This is a genomic window from Vulcanisaeta moutnovskia 768-28 (assembly GCF_000190315.1).
Classification (GTDB): Archaea; Thermoproteota; Thermoprotei; order Thermoproteales; family Thermocladiaceae; genus Vulcanisaeta; species Vulcanisaeta moutnovskia.
The window spans coordinates 131,172-156,343 of the sequence record NC_015151.1 but is presented as its reverse complement, the minus strand read 5'-3'; the positions used below and the strand labels follow the sequence as shown (position 1 = coordinate 156,343).

The 25,172-nt window shown below is 41.7% G+C and carries 27 protein-coding genes and 1 tRNA gene; 16 read left to right on the top strand and 12 right to left on the bottom strand.

The genetic code is table 11. The features are described 5' to 3' along the window. The gene (locus tag VMUT_RS13180) at positions 1-129 is read left to right on the top strand and encodes a hypothetical protein (protein ID WP_258167468.1); all 129 of its coding nucleotides are present in this window, start codon (positions 1-3) and stop codon (positions 127-129) included. Positions 130-208: 79 nt separating this feature from the next. Here VMUT_RS13180 and VMUT_RS12750 read toward each other — a convergent pair whose 3' ends face one another. The 3 genes from VMUT_RS12750 to VMUT_RS00805 form a co-directional block, all read right to left on the bottom strand. Next, a complete protein-coding gene (locus VMUT_RS12750) occupies positions 209-370 on the bottom strand; it encodes a hypothetical protein (RefSeq protein ID WP_158304777.1) in 162 nt (53 codons plus the stop codon). Then, on the bottom strand, positions 342-602 hold the full coding sequence (locus VMUT_RS00810; protein WP_013603534.1) for a hypothetical protein: 261 nt from the start codon (positions 600-602) through the stop codon (positions 342-344). Before VMUT_RS00810 ends, VMUT_RS12750 begins: the two co-directional genes overlap by 29 nt. A gap of 708 nt (positions 603-1,310) precedes the next feature. Next, a complete protein-coding gene (locus tag VMUT_RS00805; RefSeq protein WP_013603533.1) occupies positions 1,311-1,601 on the bottom strand; it encodes an aldo-keto reductase family protein in 291 nt (96 codons plus the stop codon). A 278-nt stretch (positions 1,602-1,879) separates the two neighbouring features. Between VMUT_RS00805 and VMUT_RS00800 the strand changes: the two genes are divergently transcribed. From VMUT_RS00800 to VMUT_RS00790, 3 genes are all read left to right on the top strand, one after another. Continuing rightward, positions 1,880-3,769 (top strand): 2-oxoacid:ferredoxin oxidoreductase subunit alpha, encoded by a 1,890-nt coding sequence (locus VMUT_RS00800; RefSeq protein ID WP_013603532.1) that lies wholly within the window; start codon positions 1,880-1,882, stop codon positions 3,767-3,769. Then, on the top strand, positions 3,759-4,709 hold the full coding sequence (locus VMUT_RS00795) for a 2-oxoacid:ferredoxin oxidoreductase subunit beta (protein ID WP_013603531.1): 951 nt from the start codon (positions 3,759-3,761) through the stop codon (positions 4,707-4,709). The genes VMUT_RS00800 and VMUT_RS00795 overlap by 11 nt, the downstream gene beginning before the upstream one ends. A gap of 75 nt (positions 4,710-4,784) precedes the next feature. After that, positions 4,785-5,549, top strand: coding sequence for an ATPase domain-containing protein (locus tag VMUT_RS00790; RefSeq protein ID WP_013603530.1), 765 nt, complete (start codon positions 4,785-4,787; stop codon positions 5,547-5,549). Between the two features lie 26 nt (positions 5,550-5,575). Here VMUT_RS00790 and VMUT_RS00785 read toward each other — a convergent pair whose 3' ends face one another. Together VMUT_RS00785 and VMUT_RS00780 are read right to left on the bottom strand one after the other, a co-directional pair. After that, positions 5,576-6,640 carry an inositol-3-phosphate synthase gene (locus VMUT_RS00785; protein ID WP_048056781.1) on the bottom strand — a complete coding sequence of 355 codons (1,065 nt, stop codon included), beginning with the start codon at positions 6,638-6,640 and terminating at the stop codon, positions 5,576-5,578. A 47-nt stretch (positions 6,641-6,687) separates the two neighbouring features. Further along, complete coding sequence (locus VMUT_RS00780) at positions 6,688-7,176, bottom strand: hypothetical protein (protein WP_048056780.1); 489 nt, start codon at positions 7,174-7,176, stop codon at positions 6,688-6,690. Positions 7,177-7,239: 63 nt separating this feature from the next. Between VMUT_RS00780 and tmk the strand changes: the two genes are divergently transcribed. Beyond that, positions 7,240-7,839 (top strand): dTMP kinase, encoded by a 600-nt coding sequence (gene tmk, locus VMUT_RS00775; RefSeq protein WP_013603527.1) that lies wholly within the window; start codon positions 7,240-7,242, stop codon positions 7,837-7,839. A 28-nt stretch (positions 7,840-7,867) separates the two neighbouring features. After that, complete coding sequence (locus VMUT_RS00770) at positions 7,868-8,851, top strand: cyclic pyranopterin monophosphate synthase MoaC (RefSeq protein ID WP_013603526.1); 984 nt, start codon at positions 7,868-7,870, stop codon at positions 8,849-8,851. On the opposite strand, the gene VMUT_RS00765 is transcribed toward VMUT_RS00770, so the two are convergent. Then, positions 8,848-9,537 (bottom strand): nucleotidyltransferase family protein, encoded by a 690-nt coding sequence (locus VMUT_RS00765; protein WP_013603525.1) that lies wholly within the window; start codon positions 9,535-9,537, stop codon positions 8,848-8,850. The genes VMUT_RS00770 and VMUT_RS00765 overlap by 4 nt on opposite strands. A gap of 97 nt (positions 9,538-9,634) precedes the next feature. Between VMUT_RS00765 and VMUT_RS00760 the strand changes: the two genes are divergently transcribed. From VMUT_RS00760 to VMUT_RS00745, 3 genes are all read left to right on the top strand, one after another. Further along, a complete protein-coding gene (locus tag VMUT_RS00760; protein ID WP_013603524.1) occupies positions 9,635-10,312 on the top strand; it encodes a 3,4-dihydroxy-2-butanone-4-phosphate synthase in 678 nt (225 codons plus the stop codon). Between the two features lie 259 nt (positions 10,313-10,571). After that, complete coding sequence (locus VMUT_RS00755; protein WP_013603523.1) at positions 10,572-10,763, top strand: chromatin protein Cren7; 192 nt, start codon at positions 10,572-10,574, stop codon at positions 10,761-10,763. Positions 10,764-11,231: 468 nt separating this feature from the next. Then, entirely contained in the window at positions 11,232-12,617 is a 1,386-nt protein-coding gene (locus VMUT_RS00745) for an MFS transporter (RefSeq protein WP_013603521.1), read from the top strand. A 729-nt stretch (positions 12,618-13,346) separates the two neighbouring features. Here the strand turns inward: VMUT_RS00745 and VMUT_RS00740 are convergent. Next, a tRNA-Arg gene (locus tag VMUT_RS00740) sits at positions 13,347-13,423 on the bottom strand. Between the two features lie 301 nt (positions 13,424-13,724). Continuing rightward, a complete protein-coding gene (locus VMUT_RS00735) occupies positions 13,725-13,928 on the bottom strand; it encodes a hypothetical protein (protein ID WP_048056779.1) in 204 nt (67 codons plus the stop codon). 49 nt (positions 13,929-13,977) lie between these two features. Here VMUT_RS00735 and VMUT_RS00730 point away from each other — a divergent pair, with 49 nt between their 5' ends. Further along, positions 13,978-15,429 (top strand): hypothetical protein, encoded by a 1,452-nt coding sequence (locus VMUT_RS00730; RefSeq protein ID WP_013603520.1) that lies wholly within the window; start codon positions 13,978-13,980, stop codon positions 15,427-15,429. A gap of 223 nt (positions 15,430-15,652) precedes the next feature. Here the strand turns inward: VMUT_RS00730 and VMUT_RS00725 are convergent, their stop codons facing one another. After that, positions 15,653-16,135, bottom strand: a complete 483-nt coding sequence (locus VMUT_RS00725) for a hypothetical protein (protein WP_048056778.1) — start codon at positions 16,133-16,135, stop codon at positions 15,653-15,655. A 43-nt stretch (positions 16,136-16,178) separates the two neighbouring features. Beyond that, entirely contained in the window at positions 16,179-17,240 is a 1,062-nt protein-coding gene (locus VMUT_RS00720; protein ID WP_013603519.1) for a TIGR04084 family radical SAM/SPASM domain-containing protein, read from the bottom strand. Positions 17,241-17,316: 76 nt separating this feature from the next. Here VMUT_RS00720 and VMUT_RS00715 point away from each other — a divergent pair, with 76 nt between their 5' ends. The 4 genes from VMUT_RS00715 to VMUT_RS00700 all read left to right on the top strand — a co-directional run bounded on the left by VMUT_RS00715 (position 17,317) and on the right by VMUT_RS00700 (position 20,819). Next, a complete protein-coding gene (locus tag VMUT_RS00715; RefSeq protein ID WP_048056777.1) occupies positions 17,317-18,498 on the top strand; it encodes a DUF1512 domain-containing protein in 1,182 nt (393 codons plus the stop codon). Positions 18,499-18,537: 39 nt separating this feature from the next. Beyond that, positions 18,538-18,864: a hypothetical protein gene (locus VMUT_RS00710; RefSeq protein ID WP_013603517.1), complete on the top strand. Its 327-nt coding sequence runs from the start codon at positions 18,538-18,540 to the stop codon at positions 18,862-18,864. A gap of 65 nt (positions 18,865-18,929) precedes the next feature. Further along, on the top strand, positions 18,930-20,219 hold the full coding sequence (gene asnS, locus VMUT_RS00705) for an asparagine--tRNA ligase (protein ID WP_013603516.1): 1,290 nt from the start codon (positions 18,930-18,932) through the stop codon (positions 20,217-20,219). Positions 20,220-20,240: 21 nt separating this feature from the next. Continuing rightward, positions 20,241-20,819, top strand: a complete 579-nt coding sequence (locus tag VMUT_RS00700; RefSeq protein ID WP_013603515.1) for an adenylate kinase family protein — start codon at positions 20,241-20,243, stop codon at positions 20,817-20,819. Here VMUT_RS00700 and VMUT_RS00695 read toward each other — a convergent pair. Continuing rightward, positions 20,816-21,217 (bottom strand): hypothetical protein, encoded by a 402-nt coding sequence (locus VMUT_RS00695; RefSeq protein WP_237699676.1) that lies wholly within the window; start codon positions 21,215-21,217, stop codon positions 20,816-20,818. The genes VMUT_RS00700 and VMUT_RS00695 overlap by 4 nt on opposite strands. 59 nt (positions 21,218-21,276) lie before the next feature. Next, a complete protein-coding gene (locus tag VMUT_RS00690; protein WP_013603513.1) occupies positions 21,277-22,554 on the bottom strand; it encodes an ArsB/NhaD family transporter in 1,278 nt (425 codons plus the stop codon). A 215-nt stretch (positions 22,555-22,769) separates the two neighbouring features. Between VMUT_RS00690 and cobS the strand changes: the two genes are divergently transcribed. Both cobS and VMUT_RS00680 read left to right on the top strand, forming a co-directional pair. Continuing rightward, the gene (gene cobS / locus VMUT_RS00685) at positions 22,770-23,540 is read left to right on the top strand and encodes an adenosylcobinamide-GDP ribazoletransferase (RefSeq protein WP_013603512.1); all 771 of its coding nucleotides are present in this window, start codon (positions 22,770-22,772) and stop codon (positions 23,538-23,540) included. A 68-nt stretch (positions 23,541-23,608) separates the two neighbouring features. Continuing rightward, a complete protein-coding gene (locus tag VMUT_RS00680) occupies positions 23,609-25,159 on the top strand; it encodes a glycogen/starch/alpha-glucan phosphorylase (RefSeq protein WP_013603511.1) in 1,551 nt (516 codons plus the stop codon). The last annotated feature ends 13 nt before the right edge of the window (positions 25,160-25,172 follow it).

The following is a 25,172-nucleotide window of genomic DNA, read 5'->3' as shown; positions in this document are numbered from 1 at the left end:
ATGCCGAGGCAACAAGATGGTGAGCTAATCATCGATAAGCCATACACAATCACGCCATCAAGCCTGCAGCACCGACCAAGCACAAAACCAATGGCAGTATACAGACTCACTAATAGCCAGGGGGCATGAGGTTTACCTAAAATTAACCAACGGCCCAAATTCCCCTTCGTCATTGGTTTTAAGTTAGCCCTTAATAGGTCGGAGCTTATTAGGGCGGCGGTGAAGGCGACCCAGGTCTTGAGCCATATATTAAGCTTAGCAATTTCCTGCCTCCCTCAATAATCGCCGTTATGTCCTGCCTAACCATGTCGAGGTCTAAATAACGGCTGAGAATGCCCTCCCTATCTAATCCGTTGTATTGAAATTTCATGAATATCAAGCGCCAACTCTGTCAGTAGTACCACATCATTGCCATACTTAGACCTTAGCAGTGCGGCAGCTGAATCACTGAGTAATGTGGCTTTGTGCTTCTCGACCCTGCTAATGAACTCATTGATTAGCCTATTAACCTCATCAACAACCCTTAGATCATCAACAGACTCACCACACCTAAGCCTCGCCGAGCCCCTAACCTTAACACCCCAGCAAATCCCTAGAGCCATGAAGCATCCATTGAATTAATACACAACAAGACTAATAAATCACTGCCAGAGAAGTACTGAACGGACTTAAGCAAGCAATTGAAAGGAGAACCGGCAAGCCACGGTCAGGGTAAGCAACCTAAACTTATCCAGGTAATAAATCCAAAGCGGCATTACGCTGTTAGGATAGTTAAATAATGTTAAAAATAAAAATTATTTATTTAGGGATATGGACTACATAGTGAATAGGGTTAACCACCGCCAAGCGGTCTCCATATAAACCACAGCCATTAAGCATGAGAAGACCACTCCATAGCATCACCACCCACGTAATCCACAGCTGCCGTAGATTACGCACAGCTGACAGCTATTATGCGTGGACTGGCACTCCCGTAATCGATATTAAGCCGTATGATTATTACGATATCGTTAAAAAACCAAAAGTTCCGAGGGAGTTTGAGGATGAATGGGTGAGAAACTATGCTGAGAAGGGGTATGGTGATAAGGTTCCGTGGCTTGGCCCCTGTTTTTAAGGCCTTAAGGGTTATTAATCTCATGATGTATTACCTTATTGATAAATCACGTATGGATTAATGCCAGGATTGACAGTGTTGATTTGAGTAGGGTTGTTGAGGTTAGGGCCTTGGTTGATACTGAGACAGGAGTTAAGTAACGTGTGTAAGGTTTCTCAGGATTGATTTTTAATTGAATTTTAATACAGAATCCTTCCTAACTAACCATTGGCGTTTCCTCGGGTGCGACTTCGTCAGGCATGAATCTATTAGTTAATACGTGACCCTTTCTTAAATGTTCAAGCGCCTCATTTAGGTCAAAGATTGGGTGTTTACAGTCTATGCAGTAAACCCAGCCAAATGTTGATAGTGTCTCCTTTAGCCGATGCTCGGCATCCTTTGAGAAATGACTATACTTAGCCCCATCATCCTTCGTGACTATGTGATCCTTAAAGTAACCAAACCACGTGTGAATAGCGTGGGGTATGAACTCCTCGCTCTCGCCCATTAATTATTTACAAAGTAAAGAAGTGTTTAAGCTTTTATTAAGAAATTTTTCAATATTTACAGAATTTCTCCATAAGATATTTAGTATTATTACCTAATTTAAAAGAATATTATTCATTAAATAGCGGATATTTTTATTAATTATTTTTAAATTATCTATGTCAATTTAAAATAATTAATAATTAACAAATCTATTCTAACTGATAATTAAAGGATTCTTTTTATACTAGGTATTGACGAGCTCTTGATAAGTATGGCGTGCATAGTGGGTGATACAATATGAATGAGTTAAAGTACGTTATCGGGGGTCCTCAGGGAGGTGGACTGGAGACCACATCTGAGATACTTTCGTGGGCCTTTGCGAGGTCTGGTTATGGCATTATTTCTGACAGGGAGTACTTCTCGAATATTAAGGGTAGGCATAGTTATGTTCATGCTACGGTATCAGCCATTGAATTACCTAAACACCTTAGTTATCCCGTTGATATTGTAGCTGCCATGGATGCGGAGACCGTGTTCACGCATCTTAGTGATCTTAGGGATGGCGGTTACTTGATCTATAATAGTGATGATGACTCCATAAACTACACCAACATACCAAGTATGGAAAGGGATTTGAGGGATAGATTGAGTGTTCAATTTAAGGAGCTTGGTCTTGATGGTACCGTGAAATCCATTGTTAAGTACCTACAGAATAGTAGGAAGGTTCGTATCGTCGCCCTCAGTTTTAAGGAGCTCCTCATGGAGATACAGAAACGCGAGGGCATAGTACCATCACAAGCCTCTAGGTACATAAGTACGATACTTGTTGGTGCCGTTGCCGCAATAACGGATATCAGTGAGGAGAGCCTTGACTACAGTCTCAGGAGAAGATTCACTAGGGAGGATGTCTATAGGCATAATAGGGCGATGGCACGGATAGTAATAGACCTAGTCAAGGGTCAATTCGGTTCTGAGTTAAGGCTTGAACAACCAAGAATGGGCATTAAGGAGATCCTAATTGCCAGTGGTAATGATGCAATAGCCATGGCTAAGATAGTGACTGGGGTCAGGTTTCAGGCATATTACCCAATCACGCCTGCAGCCGATGAGAGCTTCACACTTGAGGAATACGAAACATTAGGTGGTGAGGGTTCCGTAGTAGTATTTCAGACGGAGGATGAGTTAGCCGCAATAAACGCCGCAATAGGCGCTGCCCTGACTGGTACAAGGAGTTCAGTAGCTACGAGTGGCCCTGGTTTCGATTTAATGGTTGAAGGACTTGGTTGGGCCGGGCAAAATGAGGTTCCTGTGGTAGTCACTTACTATCAAAGGGGTGGACCATCAACTGGTCAACCTACGAGGGGTGGCCAAAGTGATCTATTATCATCAGTATTTGCATCACATGGTGAGTATCCAAGGATTGTACTTGCATCTGGTGATCATGAGGAGGCCTTTTATGATGCAATAGATGCATTTAATTATGCCGAGACTTACCAAGTACCTGTTATACACCTGGTCGATAAGTTCCTAGCCAACACAATAGCAACAATACCAATGCCCAACCTGGACAATGTGAGAATAACAAGGGGCGTATTGGCACCAAGAGGGCTCAAGGAATATAAGAGGTTTGACTTATCTAACGCGGTATCACCAAGGGCATTCCTAGGTGATTATGTAATGTGGTATGCGGGTGATGAGCATGATGAGTATGGACACATTGATGAAGATCCAATTAATAGGATTAGGATGTTTGATAAAAGAATGAAGAAGCTCGACATTATAGAGAGGGATATATCTGAGGAAAGGAGGTATGCGTACTTCGGGCCTGAAAAACCTGACCTACTATTGATTGGTTGGGGCTTTGTTAAGGGCGTGGCTACTAAGGCTGTTTATGAATTAAATGAGGAGGGAATAAAGGCTGGTTACTACCATATTAGGACGTTCATACCATTCCCAAGGAATTCACTTATTAAGTTCGCCAATGAAATCGGTACAAATAATCTAATTGCTGTGGAGCATAATTACATGGCGCAAGCATCAAAGCTAGTCACTATGAATACGGGAATAATAATCAACAAGTCAATTGTTAAGTACACGGGGAGACCCATGTATGTCCATGAATTAATTAATGCAGTGAGGAACGTATTAAAGGGTAGTACAAGGGAGGTGGTGAGTTATGGAGCGTAAGATAAAGCTAACAATGAATGATTACAAGACCAACGTTTGGGTTGATTGGTGCCCTGGATGCGGCAACTTCGGAATACTCTCAGCCATGTATCAAGCCTTTACCGACCTACAGCTTGAACCTGAGAAGACCGTGGTTGTCTCCGGAATAGGTTGTTCAGGGAAGACGCCGCATTTCATAAATGTGACGGGTGTCCATACACTACATGGCAGGGCATTACCCTATGCCGAGGGCATTAAACTGGCTAATCCTGACTTGACTGTGGTGGTTAATGTGGGTGATGGTGATTTACTGGGTATTGGTGCAGCACACTTTGTGGCGCTGGGTAGGAGGAATGCGGATTTAGTTGTTATAATGCATGATAATACGGTTTATGGCCTAACAAAGGGGCAAGCGAGTCCAACATTGACGAGGAATTTACAACCAAAGGCACTACCCAAGCCTAATATTCAGGATGCTGTTAATCCAATAGGCCTTGCCATCGCCTCTGGTTATACGTTCATAGCCAGGAGTTATGCAGCTAGGGTTCAACACCTTAAGGAGATTATCAAGAAGGCAATACTCCATAAGGGTTCTGCGTTCATTGATGTTTTACAACCCTGTGTGACTTATGACAACATACACACGTACGATTACTATAACAAGAGGGTTTATGACCTGCAGGAGGAGGGTTGGGACCCAGTGGTGAAGACTCCAGAGGAGTTACCGCAGAAGGCTGCCCAGGCCTTGGTTAAGTCATATGAGGGTGATGGTAGGATACCCATCGGCATATTCCTAATAAACCCTAATGTACCAACATTCGAGGAGAGATATTCACAGAGGTTGCCCAATTACCTAAAGATACCGCCTTCCAGAGAGTCCATTGAGGCTGATGGCAAGCCCGTAATAACTACCGAGAAGTTTAAGGAGTTGTTTAGGAAGTACGTAATAGAGCTTAAATAATGGAGGTGTCAATTTTAATGTGAATTTAAAATAGTGTCCGCAATCTTTATAACTCTGGACAATGTTATTGACCCAATGTCATTATATTATGATTTAATTCCAACAGGAATTCCAGGGCTTGATGAAGCACTTGGCGGTGGATTGATTAGAGGTAGGACGTACTTAATAAGTGGTGAGACGGGTACTGGCAAGACTCTATTGTCACTGTCCTTCCTAATCGATGGCATTTATAAGTATGGTGAACCTGGTATTTATGTCTCCGTTGATGAGACTTACGATCAGTTAATGAACGGCGTTAAGAGGTTCGGTTGGGATCTTGAGGCACTTAGGGAACAGGGTTACCTAGAGGTCTTGATACCCGAGATGGACATCATTGAGAAGATTAGGGAGAAGGACCCAATAACGATTGCTAAGTCCCTTGTCTACACAATAGCTGATTATGCAAAATCCCTTGATGCCCAGAGACTTGTTATTGACCCAATAGCTCCATTGGTTACCCTTGAGAAGGATGTCCAGGTACTTAGGGAGTACATTAGGGCCTTGGTTATGGGTATTGAGAGAGAGGTTGGCGTTACGACGATAATAACCACGGAAATACCCACGGGAGCTAGGGTTATTTCTAGGTATGGAGTTGAGGAATTCCTGGCGGCTGGTGTGTTTGTAATGGGATTGGCTCAAACAACAGAGGGTGATTTCAAGAGGTACCTATTCATTAGGAAGATGAGGTGGCAGGCAGTGCAACCAACAATACTCGAAGTTGATATACAACCAAAGGTGGGTGTTATCGTCAAGGGCCCACTCAAGGATGTTCATATACCATTTTACGCATTAATGATTTAATAGGGGTTTTAGTCGGTATTTGATTTTTATCTATTACGCTTACCTTCGAGAAACTCCACGAGCCATTGATAAGCAACGTCTGGTGGCGCATGAACTGGCGGGTTCTTGAAGGCCCAGGCTGATAGGCTAATTAATGGCCCACCTACTTCTCTATCCATTGCTACCTTCACGGTCCTAACAATATCAATCATGACACCTGCATTGTTGAATGGGTCGTAAACTTCCAGATCAACTCTTATCCTGATTGGTACATTGGCAAACCCACGGGCTTCAATGAACATATGCGCTATTTTCCTACTACCAAGGAACTTTATGTAGGCCACTGGCGATATATACGCATCGAAGTCTTCACCCTCAGCCATTCTCTTTACAGCCTCCGTCTTAGTCTTCTCCTTCTGGCCTTTCCTATACATTAAATTCAGGAAGTCTGGTGTACCACCAACGTTCAATTGATACGTACCCTCAATCCTAACACCTCTCAATGCAAGTAGTCTAATTATGGTCTTATGAAGCACCGTAGCACCTACCTGATTCTGAACATCATCACCAGCAAGTGGTAGTTTAGCCTTTTCGAATTTTTCCTGCCAATCTCTAGACGTTGCTATTACGGAGGGCATTGCATTCACAAATGCGGTTCTACTCCTTAGGGCCGCCTCCGCATAGGCCTCACTGGCTCTTTGGGCACCAGTGGGTAAGTAGTTAATGAGAACATGGGCATTGGTACTTTCTAACTCTCTAATAATATCTTCAATGGAACCCTCCGTAATCGGTATGAAGGAATTCCTTAATTGCTCAGCAATGCCATCAAGTAATGGACCAGCTCTAACAATCACACCTAACTTACCAACCTCAATGACCTTAAGTGCATTATTTGGCTCCGCGAATATGGCCTCACCGAGGTCCTTACCGACTTTACGTGAGTCGACGTCAAAGGCCGCAACAACCTTTATGTCTCTTGGTTCATATGGCCCAATGCGTGAAAACGCAAGCCCCACGGGTTCTACCTCCACCTCGCAATACTTAAGTCCTTGAACGAAGGCTGAGGCCGTATTGCCCACACCGGCTATTGCGACGTTGATATTAGATTTCATTGCTCACGTAATATTAACAGCTATTAATAAAGGTTTCTCCCGATCAATTACTTACTCTTTAATACTGCACCCAATATCAAGAGAATTATACCAACAATGATAAGGCCTATACTAATAATTGTGGATAGGGCAAGGGGCATCAGTGTATTGATGTTAATGGCACCATACGTGTAATAAACCATGGCATTCTCACTATAATTATTCACTAATGATAATGTACTAGGGCTTGCCTCCGGCACATAAATAACCACGTACTGACCCTCAACACTCTCAACCTCCAGTTGTCCGGGCCCTGAGGTAATTACCTGTAATGGCTTTCCTAAAGTATCATTATAAACAACCGTTACTGCAGCGCCAGTCTCATTAGTATTCACTACTATTGATGAACCAGGTGAAATCATGGTTTCATTATGAATCCCAGTAACCAGGGACGCAATACCACTTGTTATGCCCGAACTTAGGTAAATGCCTATGAAGAATATCACTACCCCAAGTATGATGATTACGGCACCCGTTATTAATAATCCCTTCCTCATTAACTTCACAACTTAGATGAATTATTTAAGTAATTCTCACTCTAATGGTTCTTGGCGTTAGTAATGTTCGTAGCTGTTGAGGGGATAGACGGCGTTGGAAAATCAACAGTGATCTCCATGCTAAGGAAAAAACTGGAAAGCAATGGGTATAGGGTATATACTACGGCTGAGCCCAGTCAATCACCCATTGGCAGGTTAATAAGGGATTGGCTCCTTAAGCCAAGTTCAAATGCGGCTCATCCATCAATCTTCGCCCTACTCTTCACGGCTGATAGGGTTCAGCATTACTATGGTGAGGTGAAGCCAAAGCTTGATAGTGGTTATTTAGTCATTACTGAGCGCTACATGGAATCCACACTAGCCTACCAAGGTGCAATGGGGCTACCGCAGGAGTGGTTGATGGAGCTTCACAGGTTCGTACCTAGGCCCGACTTAACAATAATCCTCGACGCGCCCATTGAGACCGTAATAGGTAGGTTGAGTAATAGGCGTGAGCTTGAGGTTTTTGAGGTTAATAAGGAATTCCTCAGTAAGGTTAGGGAATTCCTCCTAAGGCGAGCGTCTACAAATAATTACCCAGTCATTAACGCTGATAGAGACCTGGAGTCCATTGTTAATGATATTTATGAATTAATAATTGATGCATTGAGGAGGGTTATTTAAATAGGCGTAAATGCAGTAAAGCCTTGTTATGACTGTTAGGATGATTGACATCACAAGTAAGGAACCTGTTTATAGGGAGGCCATTGCCACGGGTTTTCTAAGGGTTGATGAGGATACCATGAGCGATTTGATGAAGGTTGGGATTAGCGGCCTTGGTAACGCAGCAGCTATAGCTAAGGTAACGGCTATTAATGCTACGAAGACCGCTTGGAAGTACATACCCCTTCTTCACCCAGTTCCTATTACCTATATAGAGACCAGGGTGCATTATGAGAAGAACGGCATTAGAATGGCTGTACTAGCCAGGACTAGGGCACAAACAGGCGTTGAGATGGATGCATTGTTTGGCTTATTCACGGGCTTACTCGCCGCGTGGAATACCATTAAGGGATGCAGCAGGACCTGCACACCTGAGTGGGTCACGAATTTCATGGGTAAGCAAGTACAGACTTGTGGTTCTAGTCGTGTTGATGGTATGTTCGACATTAGAGTTGTTAGTAAGGTAAAGTCTGAAGAGGGTGTAAATCTATCACTAAGCGACTTCGAAGATAATACAGGTGGCGAACCAGTAGTTACCATGTTCGATGTAACTACTGAACCGACCTATTACGGTGAAGCATCGGCCAAGGGCTTCATAAGACTTAGAGATAGCACTGTGGAGCTTATCAGGCAGGGTAGGGTGGAGAAGGGTGATGTAATAACTGTTGCCAAGGCAGCGTCAATAATGGCCACTAAAAAGGCCTGGGAGATACTACCCCTCGTGCACCTTAATTACATAACTTATGTTAATGCTGATGTTAAGGTTGTTGAGGATGGTGCTGAGGTTTCCGTCGATACACGTAATGTATCAAACACAGGCTCTGCCATGGAGGCCGTATTCGCCGTTGGCGTGGGCTTATTGACTATCTGGGATATGATTAAGAAATATGAGAAGGATGAAAATGGTCAATACCCATACACAATGATTAAGGAGATTAAGGTACTAAAGGCACTAAAGACACCTGCTGTTTAGGCATAAACCTCCGTTATTATCTTCTCAACCTCCTCCACGTCCTTAACAGTATCAACGGACTTCCAATAAACATCCCTATAAATAACTCCCCTAATCCTCTTTTCGCCCGCTAATTTTGGGAATGCCGTTACCTCAATATCGCCCTTATCAGGCAAGTACTTAAATATGTCCTTAGTGAAGGCATAAACACCAGCATTGATTAAATAATCAAGTAGTGGCTTCTCTCTAAACTCTGTTATGAATCCCTCATGATCAACGTGGACAATGCCGTAGGGGCTTCTCATTGGTACTAGGGCTATTGTTGAAATAATATTACCATTTAACTGCTCTATTAAGGGCCTGATTGAGAGATTCGTTATTATGTCACCATTAAGCACTATAAATGTCTCATCTTCAAGGAACTTCATTGCATTCTTAATGGCGCCACCCGTGCCTAATGGTTCCTCCTCAACACTATAAAAGAGTCTGACACTATACTTTGATCCATCACCCATTACCTCAAAGACCTTAGTTCTCAGGTAGCCAACGGCAAGGACTACATCCTTAATTCCCTGTCTACTAAGCCACTCAATCTGCCATTGAAGTATTGGCTTACCACCAATCTCAATTAAGGGTTTAGGTCTATCCAACGTTAGAGGTTGAAGCCTTTTACCAAAGCCTCCGGCCAAGATTAATGCCCTAACCATCAATTGAATTGCCAGGTAACCCTATTAATGCATTAAGTGCCATAAACCCGGAATTAAAGTTAAATTTATTAACTTAAACTCTAGGTTTATGGAGCGTATGATCGAGAAAGCCTTGGAATTGTTTAGGCAAGGTAAAATAATATTCATACATGATTCGGACAATAGGGAGAATGAGGTCGATGCAGTAATAAGGGCTGATTATATTACGCCATCAGTAATTACCTGGATGAGAAAGAATGCAGGTGGTTTAATATGCTTTGTAACTGAAGACTCGGTAGGTAAGCAATTAGGCCTTGATTTCATGAGTGATGTTCTTCGCAAAATAGGCTTTGATGGTTTAGTAAAAAGGCCTGGTTATGGTGATGACCCAGCCTTCTCAATATATGTGAACCATGTGGAGACGGTGACGGGTATTAGGGATAGGGACAGGGCATTAACAATTGCGAGACTTGCTGATGTCATTAAAATGATTGAAGAAGGTAGAGTTGCTGATGCTCGTAAGGTATTTTATGGGGAGTTTTATGCGCCGGGGCATGTACCAATACTACTCGGTAGAGTTGGACGTAGATTTGGACATACGGAATTATCTTTAATGTTATCAAAAATGGCTAATACACTACCGGCATTAGTGATTGTTGAGATGCTTAGTGATGATGGTGGTGCATTAAGTAAGGACACGGCTCTTAAGATAGCAAATGCGTTCAATACAGTGCTCGTAAGTGGTGATGAAATAATTAATGAGGCTAAGAAACGTGGGATTATCAACGAGACCTAAGGAAATTATTATTAAGGTTAATGTGAAGTGAGTGATTTATTATGCAATTGAATATATAAGAATAATCGTATTTCTTCACGTATTATTAATACGCCTCTAGCTTGATATTGTTTAATTTCGACTTGTCATAATTATCATAATATTTGATATTAGTAAAGAAACTATGTTAGATTTAGCGTATTGAGGCCGATATATTCGTCCGTTGCATTTCCAAGCGATGTTTTTAAATACTCCCGAATCAGTGAACTCATTGACCAATATGGTATCTCTAGAGGATCTGGCGAGGAAGGAGTATGAGGTTGAGGGTAGGAGGTTGAAGCCTAGTAAGGTTTGGAAGGTGCAGCCTAAGGGTAGGAAGGGCTTCGTAATGGCACTGTTCAAGACGCCCGATGGCAAGACAGTAAGAAAAGTCATAGCCAAGGTAGACGAACAAGGAAACATAATAACCTAAGCATACAGTTTTGCATGCTACGGCTCTTAAAAATTTAAAATTAACGTCTTTTCTTTTATTTCTGCCATATTAATATTATGGATTGCTGGTTAGTTTTCGTCAGGGATTGCTCAAGGCCATGCAATTGTTTAAGTGAGCATCCATTAGCATTAAGTTCAAACCCTGGTATTGCAGAGAATGATAACGTAATAATTATTGATGAGGAGATAGTAATACCATGCTGTATAGCTACGGTTAATAAAATCAAGACTTCTCAAATTAATAATACATCAAGGGTATATATTTATTTAAAGAATTGCAGTGCTCTTAATGAATATAATATGAACAAGGTTATGAGGGTTATAAGGTCTATGAATCCTGTAATCACCGTAATAAACATAGATCAAAGTTTATGTGCGATGTATTAATTAAATTGAATATAGAAATGATGATAAAAGTTAAAAATAAAGAAATTGAAGACGTATTCTTATGACGGAATCTAAGGAACAGAAGCAAGCGATTAAGAGGAGCAATGTTAGATGGCTTCTCGTGGCTTTGATGTTTATTGCAATAACGTTTAATTATGCCGATAGAGAGATATGGGTTTTAACCGAGCCTGCTTTCTCGGTATCCTTCGGTTGGTCAAAGTCAGGCGCTCCGTTATCTCATTATGCATTGATGAATATAAGCTTGATACTATTTATATGGTCCTTGGCATACGCAATCTTCAATTTCCCTGGTGGTTGGATTACAGATAAGTTAGGCATAAGGAAGGCCATGGCAACTTTCTTCGGCCTATGGTCAGCATTTACCGCCCTCACAGCATCAACCTTCAACTTCATTTCAATGGCGGTGGTGAGAGGCTTAATGGGTGCATCGGAGGGGCCTGTATGGCCAATAAATTCCAAGGTTAGTAAAAACTGGGCCAGTATAAGAGACCCATCAAAGGCCTTTACATGGGCTGGGTCAGGGCAGGCATTAGGGCCTATAATCGGCTTAGCGGGTGGTGCAGCGTTATATGCATTATGGGGTTGGAGAGGCGTGTTTCTATTCTTCGGTATACTAGGTATATTATTAGCAATTGCTTGGTATGCACTTTCTAGGGATAAGCCTGAGGAGCATCCTTGGGTCAATAAAGCTGAGCTTGATTACATTAGGGAGGGTAAGGCCATGGCTACAGAACCAACGCTTAGATCCAGTGATACATGGAAAATAGCACTCCGTATAGTATTTACGACGCAGGCAGGCATTGGTGTCCTATTAACATTTATATCATTTGGATATATACTTTATACATTCCTATATTGGTTACCCCCGTTAATGTATGGTGAATTCGCTCACTCAGTGACCGCATCAGGTTATTACTCAGCGGCGATAGATATGGCGCTCTTTATTGGTTTCATAGCATCTGGTCCATTTAATGATTGGTTGGTTTCTCGTTATGGTAAAGTAATGGGTAGGAGGCTCGGTTCGATAGTGCCCATGTCGTTAATGATAGCAGCGGTTGCATTATCATACTTTACGGGGACTGCCCATGAATTATTGCCAACGGCGTTATTGCTTGCGACGGCAGCGGGATTAATGAACTTAACCGTGGGCTCTTATGCCGTTAATGGCTTTGATATAGCACCACCCGGTGTCACGGCTACGGTGTATGGTATATATAACGGAATACTGAATTTAATGGGCGCATTCAACTCAATAATAATAGGATACCTCTTCATTAAATACGGACCATTCGTAGGCTTCACAAGCGCCGTATTCTTTATGGTACTATTCCTAGCAGGCTACCTAGTATTCATTAGAGAAAGCACATGGAAAAGAGCGGTAGATTACGGCTATAAACTAGTACAAACAGCAATAAATAGGGCATGACTTTCAATAAAATTATAAAATTAAAGTGTGAGATTTTCTAAAATTCAACCTTGAATCCCTCAGTTATTAGCCATATGCAGGACATGGTTATGCGAGATTTTGTTATGGTTTATTTCTACTAATTCAATTATTCATAATTAACTAAACTAAATAAAATAAGAAGAAAGGCAAAATTAGTTTTTAAGGTTGCATAAGGCATGTTGATTATGAACGATCAAATGAGACCAGGAATTTAACTTGCTAGCAACAATAAACCATTTAAGCTCTCTCGACGATTTGGCTCATTTCACACATTAATTCGAGCACTTCAATGAATTGATTATCTTGAACGGACTCAACTATGTGTCTAGCCATGCACTCCATGTCACGATACCTGGTATTCCATTCATCACACATGCCTATACAGGGAGGTTCTTCTAAGACAAGGTCTACTATATACAGACCATCATTCTTAAGTATTCTATGCACCTCTGAAATATGCTGAAGGTAATCGTTAGGTCCCGGGACGCCCTTTTACTACCAAGGACGAGATCCTTTATCGATAAGGCGTTAGACTCTGGTTTTAAGCAGGTTATATTCCTTAAACCATTTACACTAAAAACCATGAACAAACCACAGGGCAGAGTCTTCGCAGTTTTAATAAAATAGAGGATTTATTCCAGGTTTTCGGTCCAGTGTTGTTAATGTAAACGGCTCGGCCACGGTATATTTAGGGATAGAACATAAATTTGGCGGCCCCGGTGGGATTCGAACCCACGACCTACGGCTCCGAAGGCCGCCGCTCTTCCTGGCTGAGCTACGGGGCCTGTTTTATTCCTTCACTCGTGTATTTAGGTTTTTAGTTCGTGTTTTGGGCCTTTTGTTTTTTGGTTTCTTGGTGTTTTGGTGTTTATGTTTCTTTACTTACTTCTCGCTTAGCTTCGGCTGTGCTTGCTCTGTGGCCTGTGCGCAGTCACAGGTCTAGCGTGGTATTGCCCTATTAAGGTGGAGTTAACGAAGGAGTTAAAAGGGGGACGTTCACCTTAACGGTGTGAGCTGTCCAGGGGTTTGGGCGTTTGGGTTGTGTGGGGTATTGTGTGGGGCTATTCAACTTCACTGATCGTGGGTCTACCTACCCAATTTGCAAGGTAGTCTCCTGATGCTCTTCACGTAATCTACGGACGGCATCTCCGTAGGGTCACCAATTGTCGTATCCACAACCAGCCAACCAACAATCATGCGAATGAGAGCCTCAATTACACAATCGATTATTTGCCAGTAAGAGGGCAAGCCGAAACTTTCGCCGAACTCTCTACTTATTCTCCCCATCATACTTAGAAAGTTTTTTAAAGAACTCATGCATTAATTCGTTTAATTGGCTATGGCTCAAGCAGATAAGCCGAGGATTTGTTGGGGTGTTAAACGCGGTAGGAGGCTCGTTTGCAAGGAGCTGGTGACGGATGAGGAGACAATTAAGGAGGTTCTGGAGTTGGTTGAAGAGCTGAAGAGAAGGGTTGAGAAACATAGGGGCAAGCTCGAGACGGCAGCCTTCATAGACGAGCTCATTGATTTACTCGAGCAGTGGCTTGAGGAGCATAAGGAGGACAAGGGTAAGAAGGTGAAGGAAGCCAGGAAGATCGTTAGGAAGATGGTTGAGCTCCTCGAGGAGCTCAGGGAGAAGTGGGTTAAGGTGTACTGGAGACAATTGCTCGAGTTGGTGGAGCTGCTCGAGAGGAATGCAATAGACATAGTAGTGACTGGCAAAGGCAATGAAAAATCGCTCGTGGTTCACATATACAGTACGGACGTGACTGTCAAGGTGACTAGGGTTGCTAAAAACGGGGGTATCACAATGCACCTAGTACTATCTGAGCTCGAGGGTGACGACGTTAGGGTAGCCAATATGTTCAGCGATGAGGAGTTACTAAAGGCCATCCAACACGGCTGGGAAATGACTGATGGAAGCGTTATAAATGACCACCCAGCCATGGGCACGAACCAGCCTTGGCAAGCGATCCTATGGACACTGTGCTACCCAGGCAAAATCCACGTGCTCATATACGGCATAAACATTAATGAGAATGATGTCTCAGTTAAGTGGTACTTAGTCGCTAAGGACCATGAGGCGAGGTCGAAAGAGGAGGCTGCTAAGGAAGTCAAGAACTTTGACGAGGAGAGGATCAAGATCTTTCTGGCTTCGGCAATTTGGGGTGATGGTGAGGTTAATGTTGGTGAGAGGTACGTGAGGTTGATAATGGGCTTAGCTAAGTACGATTTGTGGCTTGGAATTATCGAGAGGTTGATAAACGAGCTAGGCTTCACGATAAAAGTGAGGGATTACAAGGCCGAGGTTGGGATTAATTCGAGTAAAGCCGTCAAGCTAGCCAGGGATTGGTTGGCGATGCCAGACATTAGGGAGTTGATTGAGCTTGGTGCCTCTCTGTCCGGTGGTGAGAAGCTTAGGAGGATAATCGAGCTTGCCAACATGGAGATTAAGGAGTTGGGCAGCAGATCGATTTTAATACTAGGGACGAACATAAGCATGAGCATTGATGTGAATGGTGATTGTAGGGTTGAGCTTAGGACACATAGAAAGGACAATAACGAGGCTTTGAAATTGATCGAGGAGCTCAGGAAGGCTGGCTATAAACCATCTATGTACGTTAGTCGTGGAAACTACATAATCTCAATAACCCACGCAAACGTGAGGGACAGCCCACTAAAGCCGATAGTCTGCAGAAAGCTGGGTGAGTGGCTTAACGAAACGAAGGATGAGAGGAAGGAAAGGATAGCAAAAGCAATGCAAAACCTAAAGTGCTTCGATGATACCTAACCCCACCCAAACCCACGGGCCAACAAAACCTCTTTTCCTCTTTCTCTTTCCTTACTCAAATTACAAAGAAAAACACGAAGGATTGCGAGTCCGCGGGATTCGAACTCGGAACCTACGAGTTAACAGCCCGCCGCTCTACCTGGCTGAGCTACCGAGGTCGGATTATTGTCTTGCTCGTTATTTTAAGCTTTTGTGGTGTCTTTGGGTTTAAATAATGATGGAATTAATGTTCATTAATTTTGCTTTTTAATGCATTGTACATTATGGTGATGTCTTTGCTTAGCGGCTTTATTGTTCTCATTAATGTCTCTACTTCAGTTAATATTTTCCTTGCCTCCAGATACTCGCCCTTTTGTAGGAGTAGGTTTGCCAGGATTAATTTCAGGCGTAGCAGTTCTTCATTCCCTTGGTCCTTATTTTCTATCTCATTGATTTTATCCTTAAGCCTGTTTATGGCTGTGTCTTCGTTGGCACCTATTGCATACGTTTCAAAGTGATGACTGTGGTGAGCAGTACCTATATGAAATGATCTGTATATTACATATGCTATTATCAGTATTGTCACTGTGGGTATTACTGCATAGTATATGTAATTTAGGAGGTTCAGTTGAAAGAACGCTATCACGTCATAAATACCCAGTGCTATCAATGTTACTTTTAATAATGGCTCTAATTTTGACTTATTCACAGATGTGGTATTCACCATGGCAGGTGTTATCCTGCGAGCATCCTTATAAACCCTGCCTCATTTATGGAATAACCTCTGTTGAGTCTAGTATTGGGTCATAAGCAATGTCCTCAGTTTTAATAACGCCATTATTAATCAGTTCCTTAATTCTCGGGGCTATGGAGAGCACGGCCTTTATGGTCTCCCTTGTTACGTAATCCACGGCTAAGACCCCATCCCTACCCCAATACTTCTCGCCCTCCATTATTGCGTATAAGCACCGACCGCCGCAGTAGGGTTTATACTCGCATTTCATGCACATTTCTGGTAATTGAATATTCATTAGTTTAAAGCCAGTATTAATATGGCCAAGCACTGACCAATCTTCCCTAACGGCTATTGGGCATGCAAGTACTCTACCGTCTGTTGATACGGCGACTGCCCTATAACCAGCGCCGCAGGGTGGCCCCTCATATGGCTTAAATAGATATGCATTTAGTATGCCTAGTATTGGCACGATGCCAAATACCTTACCTTCCTCAGCCCTCCTTAAGAATAAATCCACTAACTTCCTAATGCCTGGCAGGTAATTACCATCTGCCCAGGTCTTAATATTCCACTTATCTGTCCATACAACGTTTAATTGCCAATGAACATAGTTAAAGCCAATATTAAGTAGGTGTGTTACGTCTTCATATATATCTGTTAATTCTGTAACGGTCATCCTGGCAATAATCCTCTTAACGCCTATACTCCTTAGGTAATTGAATGCATTAAAAACAGCCCTATAAACACCCCTACCTCTATTGGTGTCAGTCACCTTTTCCCTGCCATCAATTGATAACAGGACGACATCCATCCTCCTCCAATAATCCCTAGGCAATAAACTAACGAGGGTGCCATTAGTTTGAATACCAAACCTCCTCGCCTTAACATTATTCATAGTCCATATGATGAAGCCTGGATTAAGCAGTGGTTCACCGCCGTAGAATATTACGGTGGCATCCTCATCCCTTTCTATTAATTGCTTTAGCTTATTATTTTCGTAGGTTATTCTCCAGGGTACTACGTGTGGTTCGAATGATCCTCCGCAGTACGAACACCTTAAATTGCATGCACCTGTTGTGAAGAGGAGCCACAGCATCACCCAACACCAGGTTGCTAACCTTAATCGCCATACTCAGAATGTTTTTAAAACTGGTGTCTGTCATTGCTAATTGATGGTAATACTCACATTATTACACCAAGTGGTATTGCAGATCGGGCTTGGAAGTAATCAGAGTAATGTATGGATTGCTCTAATCTCAAATATTGTATGGATTGCATTACTAGTGCTATTCTTCTTCCAGGACTATGCAATGATATGGAGGTACTCATATACAGTGGGTAGTTTCCTAACGGGACTTAGTAAATTAATTACCAACAACGTTAATTTAGTGATTGGTCATGTTGATCAACTATTGAAATCAAATGGATCGTACCAAACCGTTAATAAGAGTTTGGTTGAGAAAACAATACAGGAGCTCATGGAATTTGTGGTTATAGAGCCCGTGAATACGGAGCCTACTGGATTAATGAGGACGCTTAAGTTATTGGTAACGGCATATAATGAGAAGCTTGAGAGTTCGATAAGGGCATTATTACCAAATGTTGATAGGCCCTTGGTTCAGAATGTTGTTGATGCTGTTGATGGTTTAAGGGAGTTAAACTACATATACAAAGTAATAATGCATTACTATAAATTGAGTAATAAGTACAAGAATCCCTATCTAATGATGCAGGTCTATATGTTATTGCCAATACTTAAGGAGTACGTTAATGCATTAAATGGTGCAATATCTACGTTCCTTAAGGGGCAACCGGTTGGTGATGCTGCGGGTCCCTTAACGGCCTATAGATTCGTAAGGAGCTGCTCTGATGTTAACGAGCTTACGCATAATATTAAGGATACGTACATAGGACTTTGTAATTTTGAGGGTAGGAAAGTATATGTCATTAAGGCTAGAGGTCCTGGGGGTACGGTTGGTAGTCTTGATGATGGGATAACATACCTAATAGAGAGGGTTGGTGTTAAGCCGAAGATAATAATTACCGTGGATGCGGCTTTAAAACTTGAGGGGGAAAAGACGGGTTCTATTTCTGAGGGTATAGGTGTTGCCATGGGTGGTATCGGCGTTGAGAGGTTTAATATTGAGAGAACAGCCAGTAAGTACGACATACCACTTTATGCAATACTAATTAAGATGAGCCTACCCGAGGCTTTATCGGCAATGCCTAAGGACGTTGAGAGTGCTGTTAATGATGCCGTAGAGAGGATTAAGAGGGTTATTAGGGAGAGCATTAGGGAAGGTGAGGAGGTAATACTAATAGGTGTTGGCAATACTGGCGGTGTTGCCCAGTAAGTTAGTAATTTATTTAAATACTCAGAACCTAACATTACAGTGAGCTTTGAGTATTACTACATAACCTTAATGAGTCTAGTAATTTTCGTAGTGGCATTATTAATTGGATTAATAATGAACAATAGGTACTATAGGGTAATTAAAGAATCACTTACGCAGGCTAGGGAGGCTGAATCAAAGGGACCACTAGCAATTAGCGGTGAGGTTGAGGTTCTAATGTGTCCTCGTTGCGGTTATTCAAAAACAATATCATATAGGTTAGGTGACTATGTTGGTAAGGTTGTCGATGATAAGTGCCCCAATGATGACGAGAGACTTATTGTTCATGCAATATATTCCTCAAGACCCGCTGAGCAATCATCATAAAGATAAGCTTTATAACTGGTTCTTTATTACCAAACCCGTGACCTATTTTAATAAGTAATAAGGTAATGAGTATAAAAGATGTTTTTAGCCTAAACGAGGGTATTGAGGTCACAATAAGGGGCTGGGTTTACAGGAAGAGGGAGTTAAAGGATAAAGTATTCCTTGTGGTGAGGGATGGTAGTGGGATAATACAGACAGTTATTAGTAAGTCAGATCCGAACCTATTGGATATTGTGTCTAAGTTGAATATGGAGTCGTCATTAGTATTAACGGGTGTTGTTAAGAAGGAGCAGAGAGCTCCTGGTGGCGCTGAAATACATGTTAAGAGCATTAATTGGTACTATGTTGGTTATTCATTCCCTATAAATGAGGATGCCGCTAAGGCCGATAGTGAGTACTTGCTTGATGTTAGGCATTTATGGGTTAGGAGTAGGAGAATGTGGGCTGTTCTCAGGGTTAGGCATACGGTATTTGGTGCAATACATGAATTCTTCAGGTCCAGGGATTATTATGAAGTTCAAGGACCCATGTTTGTGTCGGCGGCTGTTGAGGGTGGAGCCACACTATTCCCAGTGAAGTACTTTGATAGGGAGGATGTTTATCTAACGCAATCGTCACAGTTCTATCTGGAGATCCTAATATATGCCCTTGAGAGGGTATATACAATCGCACCGAGTTTTAGGGCTGAGTCATCAAGGACAAGGAGACATTTAACTGAGTTTTGGCATGCTGAGGCTGAGGAGGCTTGGTTGCAATTTAATGATTTACTTAATCTACTTGAGGATTTAATAACGTATGTTGTTGATAAGGTTCTTAAGGAGAGGCAGGATGAATTGAAACTATTAAATAGAGACACTAAGGTTCTTGAGAATGTGAAACCACCGTTCTATAGGGTTAGTTATGACGAGGCAATTGAGATTCTCCGGTCTAAGGGATTGAAGATTAAGTGGGGTGATGACATTGGAGCTGATGAGGAGAAGGTATTAACAATGCAGTTTGATAAGCCAATACTTCTTCATCATTTTCCCGAACAGGTAAAGGCATTTTATCACAGAAATGACCCTCAAAGACCTGAAACCACCTTAAGTGTAGATGTACTTGCACCTGAGGGCTATGGAGAGATTGTTGGTGGTGGTGAGCGTATTTATGATTACGAGGAGTTACTTGGTAAGATTAAGAAGTTTGGATTAAGACCTGAGGACTATGACTGGTACCTAGACCTAAGGAGGTATGGTTCTGTGCCGCATGCTGGTTTTGGTCTTGGTATTGACAGGCTCGTGATGTGGGTTTGCGGGCTTGATCACATTAGAGATGCAGTGCCGTTTCCTAGAGATATAAGGCGTGTTAAGCCATGACCTTAATAAGGAGGAGTTAAAATGGTTCGTTTATTAGTAACCGGTTCTCCTGGTGTTGGTAAGACAACAATAGCCATAGAATTATCAAAGATATATAATGCACCATTAATTGATGTAGACGAGGTCATAAAGCCCTTACTTAGGTGGGATGATCGATTGCAGACGAATTACATAATTGATGAGACAAAGGCGCGTGACCTAATTATGAGGAAATTAAGTAATTTAGAGTTATTCATTATTGATACAATTGCTGTGAATTTAATCGATAGGTCATTGATTGATTGGTGCATTGTACTTAGGCTCAATCCCATTCAATTAATGCAGAGGTTATTAATGAGGGGTTGGCCTCGTTGTAAAGTGATTGAGAATGTACTTGCTGAGATCGTTGGTTCATCATTAAGTATGGCCATTGATACGTTTGGTAAAGATAGGATTATTGAGGTTGATACGTCAAATAAAGGTGTTGGCGAGGTCGTTAAGTACATAGTTGATCATTTATCAAGTGGTGTTCCTAATGTGGGGGTTGTTGATTGGTTTGATACGCTTAGTACGGATTTACTGATAAGTCTGAGTGAGGAAATGGATAAATGCCTAACCTAATGGTCCGTGTACTTAATGCTCCTCATTAGTCTCTTGATCTCAAACATGAATAGCCTATTCCAACCAATATTCTCAAGTCTCTTAACAATACTCCTAAGTGTACCAGCTCTAAGGCTTACGAGCAGTGCCTTACTAACGCGTTTACCCTGCATGAAGAACCTAATGAGTACGAGCCTCTCATTCTCATACTCAAAGACATGGTCCTTAATGGTCTTGTACTTACCAAGCGTATCTCCAAACTCCTCCTCAGCCATATCAAGGTATGCGGCTAGGTCTGGGTCGATCTCCATATACTCAAGTCTATGTAGACCAGAATTCTCAAGGTCGAGGATAGTAACGTCGAGGTCCTTATTAACCTCGAATATGGCAATGCCATAAATGCGCATTTCAATCCCCATACCAATGGCATTATTACGCTTTAAAAACATTTTGTCCAATAATTATTGAAAAAACAGAGCTAGAGCGGTACATGTATATAACTTAACCATATATAGTAAATTATGGTGTTTACGATAGTTATGGGGATACCGTACTTCATGAACTCAAAAAATCCGAATCCCTCACCACCCCTCTTCTCACTTGCTTCGCTTATTATTACATTACTTGCAGCACCAATCAATGTTAGGTTCCCAGCTATTGTGCTTGACGCTGCCAATCCAATCCAAATAATGGAGTTACTTGATGTAACCCCTAGCTCTCTCATTAGTGGTATGTAGAGCGCCACCATAGGTACATTACTAATGACTTGGCTAAGGAGTAGGCCCGATATGAAGACGCCTAATAATGTTGTTGGTTGTGGTAAGTAATGAGCCAGTGCATTGAGAACTCCGGATTCGAGTGCGCCTTCACTTACTATAAAGAGGCCTATGAAGAATAGTATTGTTGTCCAATCAACATTATGCGCGACGTTCCTTCTATCATTACCACTCAATAGATAAATTATGGCAGCGCCCGTGAATGTTAAGGTTACTGGAGTTAGGTATGGGCTTATGTTAAATATATCTGTTATGAAATAAAGTGGTATTAGTATTAATAATATTGTAATAGCGATATACGCTAGTCTCCTATTAACCAGTAATTCCTCAGGTCTTCTGGTCTCCTCTATTACAACCTCGTCATTGTCATCACGAAACAACAGTAATAATAATGGGTACATTATTAATGCGTTAATTGCCGTGGGTGGTAATAGGTAAACTGTGAATATAATGAAGGGTTTAGGCATTCCTGATTCTAGCGCTATGAGTAGGTTTTGTGGATTACCGACAGGAAGTGCAACACTACCTATGGTCACGCCAAAGGCCAACGCATATAGTAGTGGCTTTATATTTATCCTTGCCTGTTTCCTCATGGACACTATTACTGGTGTAAATGCGCCGGCAATGCCGTCATTTGAGAGTGCAAGTGATAATAAGGCAGATAGCCCAAATATTCTAAGTATTAATTTACCTATGTTACGACTACCAATTAATAATCTGTATGCTAAGTAGCTGAAGAATCCACTGACCTCGAGTGCGGATGATATTGTGAATAGTGAAATTAGAAATAGAATAACATTAAGATTTATTGAGGATAAGGCCTGGGTAGGTGTTAATATACCAAGCACAACAGTAAGCGCAGCACCGAGTAACATAGCGGCCCAAGGCTGCACATTAATTCTCCCTATTCCTCTCAGGGCTATTAGGCCATACGTAATCGCTAGTATAACAGCATCCTCTATGAACCGCGTGGGCATCATAACTCATTTAGCGAGTCAATTCGCAGTAATATAGGAATAAAAAGCTTTGTTTTCAGTATTAATTAAAGGGATTTTTGATTAGATAAGGTTAATTAGGAAGTTGAATAACGAATTATTGATGATGAGGCTCGAGAGGTTTGATCTAATGATAATAACGCAAACCTTACTGAACCTACTTAAAAAGGGTTGATTTTATGGTAAGTTGGTGGCATTAAGTGGAGGCGGAGGATTTCATTGATGATTTAAGGGCCGTAATTACATTCTTTACCATAGTACCCATCGGTGGTTCTCATGATATTTCAAGGGCATTGAAGAATGCATGGCTGGCAATAATAATCGTACCGCCAATAACGGGATTATTACCCGGCCTTCTTGGTTATTACCTGAGTCTCTTCGTACATAATAATTTACTTACTGCGTCGATCACATACTTATTATTACTCGTACTCACTGGGCTTAATCACATTGATGGTTTTGCCGACGTGATTGATGCGTTAATGGTTAGGGTATCCATTGAGGATAGGATCAGGATACTTAAGGATCCGCATAGGGGTTCAGCATCGATAGCCATGGTTGTATTATTAATAATAATGGCAATCTCAGCATTAACAAACCTGGCAGGTATTCTATGGCAATCATTGCTCATTGCTGAAATAATGTCTAAATCAACATGTTGCCTTTGCGGCATAATTGGTAAGGAGCCTAGTTATAAGGGATTAGGTTGGCAATTAACAAGGTATAGTAGGGAGAAAGCTCATTTAATAATAATGGCAATAATCATAGGTCTCATAATTACCTACTTATTACTAGGCCCCATTGGTATAGTGATATCCCTAGGATCTATGGCATTAAGTACATTATTATTCATAGCATTACAAAGAAGTTTTGGAGGTGCTGTTGGTGACCTTTATGGCTTTACCCTTGAGATTTCAAGGGTAATTACCCTGGTATTAATGGCATCAATAATAATTGTTAACCTTCACTAATGGCTTAATATTATAAGCAGTAATACAGTACTGCTTTAATATGCCAATGCTTATATCGTATCCTCAGTATGAGTAATGATCCAGATGCCATAATAAGTATAACACCCGACCTAGCTCTCGACATGGGATATACATATGCAGGTGGACTTGGTGTTCTTGAGGGTGATAAATTCTACGGCGCAGCAGCGCTAGGGCTTAATTATTACGTAATTACCCTCCTGTATAAGAATGGTTATGTTGACTATGACTTCGATGAGGAGGATAATCCAGTACCGAAGCCTCAGCCTCAACCCAAGTCCTTCCTTGAATCCCTAAGGCTTACTGACACATTCACAATCAAGTTAAGGAATGAGGATGTGGAGGTTAATGCATGGGAGTATAATTTAGGTTCAGCTCATGCCGTGTTCCTAGAGCCTAGAGGCCCTGAATGGGTCTTGAAATTAACCGATAGGATATACATAGAGAGCAGTGTTGAGGATAAGTTCCTGAAGTACATATTCCTTGCAAGAGGCGCTGTGGAGTTCATTAGGAGGAATATTGGCCTTGAGAATGTTAGGTACATAGATCTTCAAGAGGCTTATGCGGCCATGGTTCCAATAATACTAAAAATACCAGGTAGATATAGACTAATAATTCACACGCCAGGTCCTTGGGGCCACCCATCATTCCCAAATAGACTGTTCGAGGAAGAGACGGGTTATAGGTTTATTGAAGATCCCGTGGTCTTGACAAGCATTGGTGCCGCCATGGCATGGGAAGTCATTATGGTCTCCTCAAAGCATTACGATATAATGAGGAAGGTGATACCCCAATATATTAGTAAGGCTAGGTTCATAACAAATGGTGTTGACCTAAATAGGTGGATGGATCCGGAGATAAGGATGCTTTACGAGAAGGGTTCGTTAACGAGGGATAACCTAGGACTCATTAAGTCTAGGCTAAGAAATGAGTTACAGGGATTAATAAGGTCCTATAAGTCCATTGAGTTAAATAATAATACGCTTGTGACTGCGTGGGTTAGGAGAATGACGCTGTACAAGAGACCTCACTTTGTGGCTAGGTTAATTGAGGAGGGGGAGTTTAATGATGTTATTTTCATACTGGGTGGTAAGTCGCATCCCATGGATAAGGATGGACTAATATACATGAAGAAATTTAGGGAGTTGCATAAGAAGTATAAGAATGTTGTTTATATGCATGATTATGATGTTAATAAGGCCAAGATAGTATTAAAGGGCATTGATGTATTATTATTTACACCATTTCCTGGTTGGGAGGCTAGTGGTACGAGCTTTATGAAGGCTGCAATAAATGGTGTACCAAGTATAGCCTCACGGGATGGTGCAGCCATTGAGTTAATTGCAGACGGCGTTAATGGTTGGTTATTCGGTAATGACATTAGGGATTTAATAGATTTTGCAAATGATCCAAGGGGTAAGGAGATTGATGAAAGGGAATACACCGAGTTTAAGGCTAAGTTCTCTCAAGTCTATGATTTATATAATTCGGATAAGGAGCGTTTCTACCTAATTAGCCTAAGTGCAATACTTAGTTTCGTACCTAGAGTAGACATTAAAAGAGTTCTGCGTGAGTATTACCCTGACCTTGTGAGTGCATAAGGGTTAAAGCTTT